At 45.7% G+C, this 13418-nt stretch carries 10 protein-coding genes, 5 tRNA genes and 2 rRNA genes; 3 read left to right on the forward strand and 14 right to left on the reverse strand.

The window, feature by feature from the left end; genetic code table 11:
• Positions 1-266: 266 nt before the first annotated feature.
• The 9 genes from rplA to VER99_RS13705 form a co-directional block, all read right to left on the reverse strand.
• A complete protein-coding gene (rplA, locus tag VER99_RS13665) occupies positions 267-968 on the reverse strand; it encodes a 50S ribosomal protein L1 (RefSeq protein ID WP_014233286.1) in 702 nt (233 codons plus the stop codon).
• Between the two features lie 4 nt (positions 969-972).
• Positions 973-1401, reverse strand: coding sequence for a 50S ribosomal protein L11 (gene rplK / locus VER99_RS13670; RefSeq protein ID WP_008078231.1), 429 nt, complete (start codon positions 1399-1401; stop codon positions 973-975).
• A 165-nt stretch (positions 1402-1566) separates the two neighbouring features.
• Positions 1567-2115, reverse strand: a complete 549-nt coding sequence (nusG, locus tag VER99_RS13675) for a transcription termination/antitermination protein NusG (protein WP_005384681.1) — start codon at positions 2113-2115, stop codon at positions 1567-1569.
• A 13-nt stretch (positions 2116-2128) separates the two neighbouring features.
• Positions 2129-2509, reverse strand: a complete 381-nt coding sequence (gene secE, locus VER99_RS13680; RefSeq protein WP_020334711.1) for a preprotein translocase subunit SecE — start codon at positions 2507-2509, stop codon at positions 2129-2131.
• Between the two features lie 268 nt (positions 2510-2777).
• Positions 2778-3962 carry an elongation factor Tu gene (gene tuf, locus VER99_RS13685; RefSeq protein ID WP_014233170.1) on the reverse strand — a complete coding sequence of 395 codons (1185 nt, stop codon included), beginning with the start codon at positions 3960-3962 and terminating at the stop codon, positions 2778-2780.
• 103 nt (positions 3963-4065) lie between these two features.
• Positions 4066-4141, reverse strand: a tRNA-Thr gene (locus VER99_RS13690).
• 13 nt (positions 4142-4154) lie between these two features.
• Positions 4155-4229: transfer RNA gene (locus tag VER99_RS13695), tRNA-Gly, on the reverse strand.
• A gap of 35 nt (positions 4230-4264) precedes the next feature.
• Positions 4265-4349, reverse strand: a tRNA-Tyr gene (locus VER99_RS13700).
• A 53-nt stretch (positions 4350-4402) separates the two neighbouring features.
• A tRNA-Thr gene (locus tag VER99_RS13705) sits at positions 4403-4478 on the reverse strand.
• A 206-nt stretch (positions 4479-4684) separates the two neighbouring features.
• On the opposite strand from VER99_RS13705, the gene coaA reads away from it, so the two are divergent.
• The gene (coaA, locus tag VER99_RS13710; RefSeq protein ID WP_020334016.1) at positions 4685-5608 is read left to right on the forward strand and encodes a type I pantothenate kinase; all 924 of its coding nucleotides are present in this window, start codon (positions 4685-4687) and stop codon (positions 5606-5608) included.
• Positions 5609-5617: 9 nt separating this feature from the next.
• Here the strand turns inward: coaA and birA are convergent, their stop codons facing one another.
• Together birA and murB are read right to left on the reverse strand one after the other, a co-directional pair.
• Positions 5618-6583 carry a bifunctional biotin--[acetyl-CoA-carboxylase] ligase/biotin operon repressor BirA gene (gene birA, locus VER99_RS13715; protein ID WP_020334018.1) on the reverse strand — a complete coding sequence of 322 codons (966 nt, stop codon included), beginning with the start codon at positions 6581-6583 and terminating at the stop codon, positions 5618-5620.
• Positions 6580-7623, reverse strand: coding sequence for a UDP-N-acetylmuramate dehydrogenase (gene murB / locus VER99_RS13720; protein WP_020334019.1), 1044 nt, complete (start codon positions 7621-7623; stop codon positions 6580-6582). Before murB ends, birA begins: the two co-directional genes overlap by 4 nt.
• Positions 7624-7723: 100 nt before the next feature.
• Between murB and VER99_RS13725 the strand changes: the two genes are divergently transcribed.
• Positions 7724-8131 (forward strand): GNAT family N-acetyltransferase, encoded by a 408-nt coding sequence (locus VER99_RS13725; RefSeq protein ID WP_029791383.1) that lies wholly within the window; start codon positions 7724-7726, stop codon positions 8129-8131.
• Positions 8132-8226: 95 nt separating this feature from the next.
• Positions 8227-9567 carry a CDP-diacylglycerol--serine O-phosphatidyltransferase gene (pssA, locus tag VER99_RS13730; RefSeq protein ID WP_020334021.1) on the forward strand — a complete coding sequence of 447 codons (1341 nt, stop codon included), beginning with the start codon at positions 8227-8229 and terminating at the stop codon, positions 9565-9567.
• A gap of 453 nt (positions 9568-10020) precedes the next feature.
• Here the strand turns inward: pssA and VER99_RS13735 are convergent.
• From VER99_RS13735 to VER99_RS13745, 3 genes are all read right to left on the reverse strand, one after another.
• Positions 10021-10097 (reverse strand) — tRNA-Asp (locus VER99_RS13735).
• A 43-nt stretch (positions 10098-10140) separates the two neighbouring features.
• Positions 10141-10257 (reverse strand): 5S ribosomal RNA (gene rrf / locus VER99_RS13740).
• Positions 10258-10368: 111 nt separating this feature from the next.
• Positions 10369-13258, reverse strand: a 23S ribosomal RNA gene (locus VER99_RS13745).
• Positions 13259-13418: the final 160 nt, after the last annotated feature.

The following is a 13418-nucleotide window of genomic DNA, read 5'->3' on the forward strand; positions in this document are numbered from 1 at the left end:
CACCACTCACTATCATCACGACAGTGAGAGCTATTGAGGTGCATTCCCAGAAGAAAGTTAACTATTAAAATAGAGCTTTCTGTCAGTTCGGGCACCATCTACGTAGGGTAATTAAGTTTACTAATTAGCAAACACCTACGGTCTTGGACGGAGACTGGGTCTTAATTCAATTCGAACTAGGAGACAGTTCAAAGAACCAAAGTTCAGCCCCAACCACAAATATTAGGCGCAAAATTATACACTAATTTTGCACCTAAGCAAATAAATTATGCTTGAGTGTTCAGGCTAGCCTGATCAACAGCAACACCAGCACCCATAGTAGTAGAGATGCTTACTTTCTTCAGGAAAGTACCTTTCGCTGAAGATGGCTTAGCTTTCTTAAGAGCGATTAGAAGAGACTCTAGGTTCTCTTTGATCTGCTCTGCAGAGAAGTTAGCTTTACCGATAGTAGTGTGGATGATGCCGTTTTTGTCGTTACGGTAACGAACCTGACCAGCTTTAGCGTTCTTAACTGCTTCAGCAACGTTAGGAGTTACAGTACCAACTTTAGGGTTTGGCATTAGACCGCGAGGACCTAGGATAGTACCTAGTTGACCTACAACGCGCATTGCATCTGGAGAAGCAACAACTACGTCAAAGTTCATTTCGCCTTTCTTCACTTGCTCAGCAAGATCTTCCATACCAACGATGTCTGCGCCAGCTTCTTTAGCTGCTTCAGCGTTTGCACCTTGAGTGAACACTGCAACGCGGATTTCGCGGCCAGTACCGTGAGGTAGTACAGTTGCACCACGTACGTTCTGGTCAGATTTACGAGCATCGATGCCTAGGTTAACAGCAACGTCTACAGACTCAACGAATTTAGCAGTCGCTAGTTCTTGAAGAAGAGCAACAGCTTCGTTGATTTCGTATTCTTTAGTTACGTCAACTTTTTCGCGGATTACGCGCATGCGCTTAGTTAGTTTTGCCATGATCTTAACCCTCTACCACTAGGCCCATTGAACGAGCAGTACCAGCGATTGAGCGTTTCATCGCTTCGATGTCAGCACCAGTCATATCAGCAGCTTTAGTTTCTGCGATTTCTTGGATTTGAGCGTCAGTTACAGTACCAACTTTTTCAGTGTTTGGACGACCTGAACCAGACTTAACGCCAGCAGCTTTCTTAAGTAGAACAGCAGCAGGTGGAGTCTTAGTTACGAACGTGAAAGAACGGTCGTTGTAAACAGTGATAACTACTGGAGTCGGTAGACCTTTCTCGATAGATTCTGTTTTCGCGTTGAACGCTTTACAGAATTCCATGATGTTAACACCGTGTTGACCTAGTGCAGGACCTACTGGTGGACTAGGGTTAGCCATACCAGCAGCAACTTGTAGCTTGATGTAAGCTTCAACTTTCTTAGCCATGATAATTCCTAAATTTGGGTACTCGCGCTAATCACAGATCAGCTCCCCGTTTGTGTAAGATACTTTTTACTTCACTAGAAGTAAAAAGGCGCGAAATTATAGTAATAATTCGCGCCTTATACAACCCTAAAAAGGTGATTTTTTATACTCTTTAAATTAAGAGTCTTAGTCTAGTTTTTCAACCTGACCAAATTCAAGCTCAACTGGTGTTGCACGACCAAAGATCGATACAGACACTTTCAGGCGGCTCTTCTCATAATCCACTTCTTCAACAGTACCGTTGAAGTCAGCAAATGGACCTTCATTAACACGTACCACTTCACCCGCTTCGTACATAGTACGAGGACGTGGCGCTTCGCTCGCTTTCTCAAGACGGTTAAGAATCGCGTCAGCTTCTTTATCTGTGATAGGAGCAGGACGGTCCGAGGTACCACCAATGAAGCCCATGACACGCGGCACACTGCGTACAAGGTGCCATGATTCATCGTTCATAATCATCTGAACAAGGACGTAACCTGGGAAGAACTTACGCTCAGATTTGCGGCGCTGACCCGCGCGCATTTCTACTACTTCTTCAGTAGGAACTAGTACTTCACCGAATAGCTCTTCCATGCCGTGCATTTTGATATGCTCGCGCAGAGATTGAGCTACACGACCTTCAAATCCAGAGAAGGCTTGAACCACATACCAGCGTTTTTTTGGAGCTTCACTCATGAATTAAAACCCTCTATACCCCAGTCGCTAGAGCTACTAGACGAACCATAATTCCGTCAATACCCCATAGCGCTAGAGCCATTACAATACTTACAGCTAAAACGATCAGTGTTGTTTGCATGGTTTCTTGGCGAGTAGGCCAAACAACTTTACGTACTTCCATACGCGATTCTTTTGCAAAACTGATCGCTGCTTTACCTTTAGTCGTTGTTGCTGCAACGCCTAGAGCAGCTGCAATAAGAACAACAACACCTGCAGCGCGAATCACTACAGACATTTCACCATACAGGTAATTACCCACAACAGCGGCAGCTGCCAATACGAAAGCGACGATCCACTTGAACGTATCTGCTGCATTTGAGCTATCAGGAGTTTCAGCATTATTTGCTTTCATAAAACCAACCTGTTTCAAGTCTTAATATAGACGACAACAACCCCGCTGTTGCAGGGCAAACTCCAAATCGCTGAAAAAATCAGCGTACTCTTAATAAGATTAAGCCCGTTTGCTTAATCTTGCTCCGCACTCAAGCAACTTCTGGACAAGAAAACAGCAAAAATTATGTTGAGTGCAGAAAAAGGGCATCAAATGATGCCCTTTTTGCTACTGGTTCGTCAAATCTAATTCAAGATTTTCCGATAGCATCCGTCTAATTCGCTATGAATTAGTCGAAGATCTTAGCAACAACACCAGCACCTACTGTACGGCCACCTTCACGGATCGCGAAACGTAGACCTTCGTCCATTGCGATTGGTGCGATTAGCTCAACAGTCATTTGTACGTTGTCGCCTGGCATTACCATTTCTACGCCTTCTGGTAGCGTGATGTCACCAGTTACGTCAGTTGTACGGAAGTAGAACTGTGGACGGTAGCCTTTGAAGAATGGAGTGTGACGACCACCTTCATCTTTAGACAGTACGTATACTTCTGATTCGAATTTAGTGTGTGGAGTGATTGAACCTGGCTTAGCTAGTACTTGACCACGTTCTACTTCGTCACGCTTAGTACCACGTAGAAGTGCACCAACGTTCTCACCCGCACGACCTTCGTCTAGAAGCTTACGGAACATTTCAACACCAGTACATGTAGTAGTGATGGTGTCTTTGATACCAACGATAGCAACTTCGTCACCTACGTTTAGGATACCACGTTCGATACGACCAGTTACTACAGTACCACGGCCTTGGATCGAGAATACGTCTTCGATTGGCATTAGGAACGGTAGGTCTACTGCACGCTCTGGTTCTGGGATGTATGAATCTAGCGCTTCTGCTAGTTCAACGATTTTCGCTTCCCACTGCTCTTCGCCGTTTAGTGCGCCTAGTGCAGAACCTTGGATAACTGGTAGGTCATCACCTGGGAAATCGTACTCAGATAGAAGCTCACGAACTTCCATTTCTACTAGTTCTAGTAGCTCTTCATCGTCAACCATGTCACATTTGTTCATGAATACGATGATGTATGGGATACCAACCTGACGGCCTAGTAGGATGTGCTCACGAGTTTGAGGCATTGGGCCATCTGTTGCAGCAACAACTAGGATACCACCGTCCATTTGCGCAGCACCAGTGATCATGTTTTTAACATAGTCAGCGTGTCCTGGGCAGTCTACGTGTGCGTAGTGACGAGTTGGAGTGTCGTACTCTACGTGAGAAGTAGAGATTGTGATACCGCGCTCACGCTCTTCTGGAGCGTTATCGATAGATGCGAAGTCTTTCGCTTCACCGCCGTAAACTTTAGCAAGAGTAGTACAGATAGCTGCAGTTAGAGTTGTTTTACCGTGGTCAACGTGGCCGATAGTACCAACGTTTACGTGCGGTTTTACACGTTCAAATTTTGCTTTAGACATGAGTGGTCCCTCTAGGTACGGATTTTGGTGGCCCAGTTTGACCACGCAACCAAAAAAAAGATTATTGGTAAATCTAATATCAAAAGGAAATAAACTTTAGAGCTGGTGCTGATAGGCAGACTCGAACTGCCGACCTCATCCTTACCAAGGATGCGCTCTACCACCTGAGCTATATCAGCACTCAAATTAGAGTGGAGCGGGCAGCGGGAATCGAACCCGCATCATCAGCTTGGAAGGCTGAGGTAATAGCCATTATACGATGCCCGCAACACGTAACTCTGAGAGCTATTTCCTAAAGAATATGGTGGAGGGGGACGGATTCGAACCATCGAAGGCAGTGCCGGCAGATTTACAGTCTGCTCCCTTTGGCCACTCGGGAACCCCTCCAAAATTTCTAGCCATTCTCACTACTCGTTGTTTCTTTAAGAAACAGGAGAGAATGGTGCCGACTACCGGAATCGAACTGGTGACCTACTGATTACAAGTCAGTTGCTCTACCTACTGAGCTAAGTCGGCATAAGTGGTGCGCATTCTATTGAATGATTTTCTAGGTTGCAATAGGAATTTAAAAAAAAATCATAAATTTCGATTTTTTGCATTCGTTTGCTGCAAAAACGTACAAACTTCGCTTTTTTAAAGCAAACTTCGACCTCTGTCGCTTGCTTTAAAGTGCGCTTGATGTATGTTCATGCTCTCAATGAAACCAAGGATGAAAGAGCCCCATGAGTCCATTTTTGTCATTTGACCGTGCCAACTGGGCAGATTTAAGAAACTCTGTGCCAATGACACTTTCTGAAGAAGACTTAACTGCACTTCAGGGCATAAATGAAAATCTTACCATGGAGGAGGCAGTAGAAATCTACCTGCCATTGTCTCGCCTATTAAATTTGTATGTACAGGCTCGCCAGAGTCGTAATACGGTTCTTCAACAGTTTTTGAATACTGAAGAACATGCCCCTCCCTTTGTGATTGGAATCGCCGGGAGTGTAGCGGTAGGCAAAAGCACAACAGCTCGTATTCTAAAAGCGCTGCTTTCCCGCTGGGAAAATCATCCTAAAGTATCTTTGGTTACGACGGATGGCTTTTTGTATCCCAAGAAAGTCTTGGAAGAAAAAGGCATCATGCATCGCAAGGGTTTCCCTGAGTCTTACGACATCAAACGCTTAGTTGAGTTTATGTCTGATGTAAAAGCCGGGAAGCCGGATCTTGAAGTTCCTGTCTACTCGCATATTACTTATGACATTACCGACGAACTCAAGAAAGTCGACAGGCCTGATGTTCTGATCATTGAAGGGTTAAACGTATTACAGAGCGGTATGGATTATCCCCACGATCCTCATAGAGTGTTTGTTTCAGACTTTTTGGATTTCTCTATTTACGTCGATGCGGAATCTGACACCATTGAACAATGGTATGTGGAAAGATTTTTGAAGTTCCGCCGAGGGGCTTTTACCAAACCAGGGTCTTATTTTAGTCACTATACTCAGCTGTCGACTGAAGAAGCGAAAAATAAGGCAAAAGAGATCTGGCAGAGTATTAATGGGCTCAACTTAGAGCATAATATTCTTCCTACCCGAGAAAGAGCCCATTTGATCTTACATAAAGGGGTTAATCACCTCGTAGACAAAGTATCTCTACGAAAGTAAGGGGATAACTCAATCCCCTTTTCTCAAAGAAATCTCTCCACCAATGTAGGTTTCTAATCCATTGTCAGTCTCAAGTACCACACCACCTTGCTGATCGATACCTTGAACAATCCCCTTCACTTCTCTGGCTCCCATTAAGAGTTTGACCGGGCGTCCAATGAAGTTATCCAGACGATTCCAGCGATCAACAAAGCCTGCCAGTCCCATCATTTCGTAATCGACCAGTATCGTCTTCCAATGCTCAATTAGCGTCAAAGCAAGCTGAGTTCTGTCTAAGCGGAGATCAGCACACACTTGATTTAACGTCGTCCAGGGCTGGTCAATATCAGGCTGTTTATCTGGCATACCAATGTTTAGACCCATTCCTATTACGAGATTAGCTGCACCACCGGCTTGGCCTGACATTTCTACCAGAATGCCCGCGAGCTTTTTATCTTGATAATAGAGATCGTTTGGCCACTTGAGCTTAACGCCCTGGATGCCCATTTCCTCTAATGCTTCAACCGCAGCGATACCAATAACGAGACTCAAGCCCATTGCTGCGGCCATCCCCGCATCAAGACGCCAGTACATAGACAAATATAAGTTGGAGCCAAACGGAGAAACCCATTGGCGACCACGACGGCCACGACCGCTAGCTTGGTACTCAGCGACACAAACACGGCCTTTTTCGGATTCATTCACCCGCTCTAACAAGTACTGGTTGGTGGAATCAATCACTGGGATTAACTCCAGTTTTGGCTCGGAGCTATCCGTGAGTCTCGTCTCGTCTAACAATTGCATGGGATGAGCCAATTGATAACCACGTCCTTGAATACGGTATATATCCACACCCCATTCACTCAGACCTTTAATATGCTTAGCAATGGCGGCTCTTGAGATACCAAGGTCATGACCTAGGGCTTCACCTGAATGGAACTCGCCATCACTGAGTGTTTTCAGGATATGCAGTTTTGTTGCATGCTCTTTTCTCATTGCGCAGCCTCTATCTCAGCAAGATTGGTTTCACCACCACGATTGATAAACCGAACTTCATGCTCGAGCTCTATCTGGTATTTATTCCATACCGTCTGCTTAACGAGAGATGCCAGAGCCAATACATCTTGCGCACTGCAGTTGTCCACGTTAGTTAGCACTAATGCTTGCAAAGGGTTAACTTGCGCGCCATTAACAGAGATCCCTTTAAGACCACATTGATCAATGAGCCAACCCGCAGCCACTTTCATTCCATTTTCTGCAGGGTATGCCACCAGGTCATGATGCGCCTCAACCAGTTGATCATAATGATCTTGAGAGATCACAGGGTTCTTAAAAAAGCTGCCTGCATTACCCACTTTCGCAGGATCAGGCAATTTTTCTTGGCGAACCTGGCAAACACGTTCAAATATGGATGCTGGACTTAACTTTTCAGTAGGAATACTTTGCAAGGGACCATATTGGTTGATCGGTTTCCATTCTTTGTTCAGCTTAAGTCCAACAGCAGAAATAAAACATTCACCATAAAAAGCATGCTTAAAGATAGAGTCACGATAACCAAATTCGCACTCATCTGCGTTCATGCGTCGCGATTCAAATGTTGTGAGATCTAAGATATCCACGTAGTCACAAACATCTTTCAATTCTAATCCGTAAGCACCAATGTTTTGGATGGGCGCAGAGCCTGCACAACCAGGGATGAGCGCTAGGTTTTCTATGCCACCTAAGCCTCGCTCAACACACCAGGAAACTAATTCAGGCCAATCTTCACCACCTTCGATATGTAGCAAGTAATGCTCGTCAGTCTCTTCTACTACTTTGCCAAGCAGTCTATTGACGATAACCAGACCTTCGTAATGCTCAGTGAACAGCACATTACTTCCTTTGCCCAGGAACAGCTTAGGTAAGCTTTTGAAAGCAGGTTCCTGAAAAAGTTGAATAACATCGTCAACAGACTCAACGACGGCTAAATACGAACATGTCTGTTCGATACCAAAAGTGTGATAAGCCTTAAGGCTCGCATTTGTTTTAATTTGCATAGTGGTTTGCAACGCCAGATAAGATTCTCTTAAACTGTCAACATTCTACCTTAGAACTCTTTTAACCGCAGTGACAATACCTAACTCATTAATCATAGAAGTGTTAAATCCCATCAAGCTTCCTCTCATTAAGAGGTTGTATAAAGCACACTATCCCTCAGGGCGAGCGAAAAGAGATGAATTGATCATCACGGCAAGTCATGAAGGATCTATCGTAGCTCTACTGCGTATGAAGAGCGTGGAAAACTATCGATTATTAACTGGGATGCTTGTTGTTCCTGAATATAGGGGAACCGGTGTGGGGAATGCATTACTGACTCACTGCAAAAACAAAGTTTTCTCCGATGGTGATTATTGCTTTGCGTTTATGCACTTAGAGACTTATTACTCTCAACATGGTTTTAAGACCATCGATAGCTCAAAACTCCCAAACTCATTGAAAATGGCCTTTCAGCGCTACGTTGATAGCGGTAAAGATCTCATTCCAATGCAATTCATCCCATCCTAGACTTCAAACCGCGTGCTTTTGTAGCCAGATAAATCATATCTTTGATAAAATATCAGGTTCGCAATATTGCACTAAATAAAGGTACTCACACCGATATGATAGTAAGTAGGAATCCATTCGAACAGTTGCCAAGCCTCGCAGTAAATCCTGAGGACTTTGACGTTCTGTATTCTGCACAAGAATTCAGGACTCGCCTTCTGGATGCGATAAGCAAAGCAACGTCACGAATTTCCCTAGTCGCTCTATATCTGGAAGATGACGAGGCTGGACGTGAAATACTCACAGCACTTTACGAGGCGAAGCAACGTAATCCAGGGCTGGACATCAATATCTGTGTAGATTGGCACCGAGCACAACGCGGTTTGATTGGTGCAGAAACCTCTGAAGGTAACTCAGCTCTGTATAAGGCATTCGCGCAAAAGTACCAACACCGAATTCCTGTATATGGCATTCCCGTACGTGGTCGAGAAGTCTTTGGTGTTCTGCATTTGAAAGGCTTCATTGTCGATGACACTGTTATTTACAGCGGAGCAAGCTTAAATAATGTCTATCTGAACTATCATGGCCGTTATCGCTTTGATCGCTACCATGTCATTCGCAATGAATCTCTCGCAGACTCAATGGCGCAATTTATTCAGAATGAGATGATCGCTCATCCTGCAGTTAATGACCTTGCTAACCAATACAAGCCAGAAACAAAAGAAATCAAATCGGCTATTCGCCAATTACGCGCTTCACTATCTCAAGCAAGTTACCAGTTTGAAAGTCAGGCAGAAACCGAAGAAGACGTAAAAGTCACGCCACTGGTTGGTTTAGGTAAACGACGTAATATATTAAATCAACAGATAGTAAAGTTACTCGCGGCGGCTCAAAATGAAATCTTCATCTGTACTCCGTACTTCAACTTTCCTAAAGCGATTCACCGTGAAGTGAAACGTGCTATGAAGCGTGGTGTTAAAGTCACCATCGTGGTCGGCGATAAGATAGCCAATGATTTCTATATCTCTCCTGAAGAAGACTTTAAAACCATTGGTGGTTTACCTTATCTTTATGAAGTGAACCTGCGTCGCTTTGCTAAAGCAAATGAAGCCAACATAGCAGCACGAAAACTATCGATTCACTTATGGAAGCACGACAATAACAGCTTCCACCTAAAAGGTATTTGGGTCGATAAACGATACATGCTACTGACAGGTAATAACTTGAATCCGCGAGCGTGGTCACTTGACCTAGAGAATGGCTTATTGATTCAAGATAACTACGCTCAGCTCACCAATAAGTTCGAGGAAGAAGTTTCACGAATCCTAGAGCACACCCACTTAATCTGCACTTACAGACAGCTAGAAAAAGTCGAAGATTATCCGTTCGGTGTACAAAAGCTGGTAAGAAAAATTACTCGCTTGAAAGCCGATGGAGTATTAAAACGCATTCTGTAATCTAGCGGCTTCAAACATAATCGATCAACGCCCAACAACTGTTGGGCGTTTTTATTTCTAATGCATTGCTAATAGTTTTTTGGCGGCTTATTACTTGAAGCGAAGAGCTATACATGAATTCGAATCTAGGCAGTCTCTTCTCCTAATGGTTCAAAGCTTAAGAACTGACGTGTGACTTCTTACAGCTAATGACATACAAGTTGGAGAATTCACGATTATTCACATTAGTAAATATGCGAAGAAGTAAAACAGCTGCCTATAGCATGATAGACGGGGAGGTAATCTAGAACGTTAGAAAGAAGCCTGTTTGTTTTAGCGAGGTTTCTTAAACGGTCAAATAGCTGGGCATGCGTACAACTGGATTCGCACATAAGCCTGACTCGATTTCCCTAAAAGGGAGTTATGTGCCATAAACGACAAAAGCCTAGTCTTTCGACTAGGCTTTCTAATAAGTGGCGGAGTGGACGGGACTCGAACCCGCGACCCCCGGCGTGACAGGCCGGTATTCTAACCAACTGAACTACCACTCCGCAGTGGTATCATCCGCTTTAAAGCGAACATCCAAAATTTAAAGCCTGGCGATGTCCTACTCTCACATGGGGAAACCCCACACTACCATCGGCGCTATTTCGTTTCACTTCTGAGTTCGGAATGGAAGTCAGGTGGGTCCAAAACGCTATGGTCGCCAAGCAAATTCTTACTCTCTATTTCTAGAGAAAACTTGGAAAGCTGTTTTTTAATTCTCGTTATTACACATTCAACGTTCTTACATTGAGTCCATCAAAACCCCTTGGGTGTTGTATGGTTAAGCCTCACGGGCAATTAGTACAGGTTAGCTCAACGCCTCACAACGCTTACACACCCTGCCTATCAACGTCGTAGTCTACGACAACCCTTTAGGATACTTAAAGTATCAGGGAGAACTCATCTCAAGGCTCGCTTCCCGCTTAGATGCTTTCAGCGGTTATCGATCCCGAACTTAGCTACCGGGCAATGCGTCTGGCGACACAACCCGAACACCAGAGGTTCGTCCACTCCGGTCCTCTCGTACTAGGAGCAGCCCCTTTCAATTCTCCAACGCCCACGGCAGATAGGGACCGAACTGTCTCACGACGTTCTAAACCCAGCTCGCGTACCACTTTAAATGGCGAACAGCCATACCCTTGGGACCGACTTCAGCCCCAGGATGTGATGAGCCGACATCGAGGTGCCAAACACCGCCGTCGATATGAACTCTTGGGCGGTATCAGCCTGTTATCCCCGGAGTACCTTTTATCCGTTGAGCGATGGCCCTTCCATTCAGAACCACCGGATCACTATGACCTGCTTTCGCACCTGCTCGAATTGTCATTCTCGCAGTCAAGCGGGCTTATGCCATTGCACTAACCTCACGATGTCCAACCGTGATTAGCCCACCTTCGTGCTCCTCCGTTACGCTTTGGGAGGAGACCGCCCCAGTCAAACTACCCACCAGGCACTGTCCGCAACCCCGATAAGGGGTCAACGTTAGAACATCAACACTACAAGGGTGGTATTTCAAGGACGGCTCCACGAATACTGGCGTACTCGTTTCAAAGCCTCCCACCTATCCTACACATGTAGGGTCAATGTTCAGTGCCAAGCTGTAGTAAAGGTTCACGGGGTCTTTCCGTCTAGCCGCGGGTACACTGCATCTTCACAGCGATTTCAATTTCACTGAGTCTCGGGTGGAGACAGCGTGGCCATCATTACGCCATTCGTGCAGGTCGGAACTTACCCGACAAGGAATTTCGCTACCTTAGGACCGTTATAGTTACGGCCGCCGTTTACCGGGGCTTCGATCAAGAGCTTCGACCGAAGTCTAACCCCATCAATTAACCTTCCGGCACCGGGCAGGCGTCACACCGTATACGTCATCTTACGATTTTGCACAGTGCTGTGTTTTTAATAAACAGTTGCAGCCACCTGGTATCTGCGACTCTCAATAGCTCCATCCGCAAGGGACTTCACCGTCGAGAGCGTACCTTCTCCCGAAGTTACGGTACCATTTTGCCTAGTTCCTTCACCCGAGTTCTCTCAAGCGCCTTGGTATTCTCTACCCGACCACCTGTGTCGGTTTGGGGTACGATTCCTTACAATCTGAAGCTTAGAGGCTTTTCCTGGAAGCATGGCATCAATGACTTCACACCCGTAGGTGCTCGACGTCGTGTCTCAGCCTTAGAGAGAGCCGGATTTACCTAACTCTCAAGCCTACGCACTTGAACCTGGACAACCGTCGCCAGGCCCACCTAGCCTTCTCCGTCCCCCCATCGCAATTGTAAGAAGTACGGGAATATTAACCCGTTTCCCATCGACTACGCCTTTCGGCCTCGCCTTAGGGGTCGACTTACCCTGCCCCGATTAACGTTGGACAGGAACCCTTGGTCTTCCGGCGAGGAGGTTTTTCACCCCCTTTATCGTTACTCATGTCAGCATTCGCACTTCTGATACGTCCAGCATGCGTTACCACACACCTTCAACCGCTTACAGAACGCTCCCCTACCCAATACTCAAAGAGTATTGCCGCAGCTTCGGTTTACTACTTAGCCCCGTTACATCTTCCGCGCAGGCCGACTCGACCAGTGAGCTATTACGCTTTCTTTAAATGATGGCTGCTTCTAAGCCAACATCCTGGCTGTCTGAGCCTTCCCACATCGTTTCCCACTTAGTAGTAATTTGGGACCTTAGCTGGCGGTCTGGGTTGTTTCCCTCTCCACGACGGACGTTAGCACCCGCCGTGTGTCTCCCGGATAGTACTTACTGGTATTCGGAGTTTGCAAAGGGTTGGTAAGTCGGGATGACCCCCTAGCCTTAACAGTGCTCTACCCCCAGTAGTATTCGTCCGAGGCGCTACCTAAATAGCTTTCGGGGAGAACCAGCTATCTCCAGGTTTGATTGGCCTTTCACCCCTAGCCACAAGTCATCCGCTAATTTTTCAACATTAGTCGGTTCGGTCCTCCAGTTGATGTTACTCAACCTTCAACCTGCCCATGGCTAGATCACCTGGTTTCGGGTCTATATCCAGAGACTGAACGCCCAGTTAAGACTCGGTTTCCCTACGGCTCCCCTAGATGGTTAACCTTGCCACTGAATATAAGTCGCTGACCCATTATACAAAAGGTACGCAGTCACAGGACAAAGCCTGCTCCTACTGCTTGTACGTACACGGTTTCAGGTTCTATTTCACTCCCCTCACAGGGGTTCTTTTCGCCTTTCCCTCACGGTACTGGTTCACTATCGGTCAGTCAGTAGTATTTAGCCTTGGAGGATGGTCCCCCCATATTCAGACAGGATATCACGTGTCCCGCCCTACTCGATTTCACTGAACACACATCGTCAACTACGGGACTATCACCCTGTATCGTCGGCCTTTCCAGACCGTTCGTCTAACGTGTGTAAAGCTTAAGGGCTAGTCCAATTTCGCTCGCCGCTACTTTCGGAATCTCGGTTGATTTCTTTTCCTCGGGGTACTTAGATGTTTCAGTTCCCCCGGTTCGCCTCCTGTTGCTATGTATTCACAACAGGATACTTACTTATGTAAGTGGGTTTCCCCATTCGGAAATCCCAGACTCAAGTGGCTTTTACTGCCTAATCTGGGCTTATCGCAAGTTAATACGTCCTTCATCGCCTCTGACTGCCAAGGCATCCACCGTGTACGCTTAGTCACTTAACCATACAACCCGAAGGAGTTTCGAATTGATGTTAAACAACCAAAGTTGCTGTCTCATTGTTTGAATGAGCGAGACAGCTTTCGATTTTGCCGGACTCAAATATCTTTTTATTTTACTTTTTATAAAAAGTGAAAACAAAAAGCCAAGAACACTTGAATGTGT

It is taken from the genome of Vibrio natriegens NBRC 15636 = ATCC 14048 = DSM 759 (assembly GCF_035621455.1).
Classification (GTDB): Bacteria; Pseudomonadota; Gammaproteobacteria; order Enterobacterales; family Vibrionaceae; genus Vibrio; species Vibrio natriegens.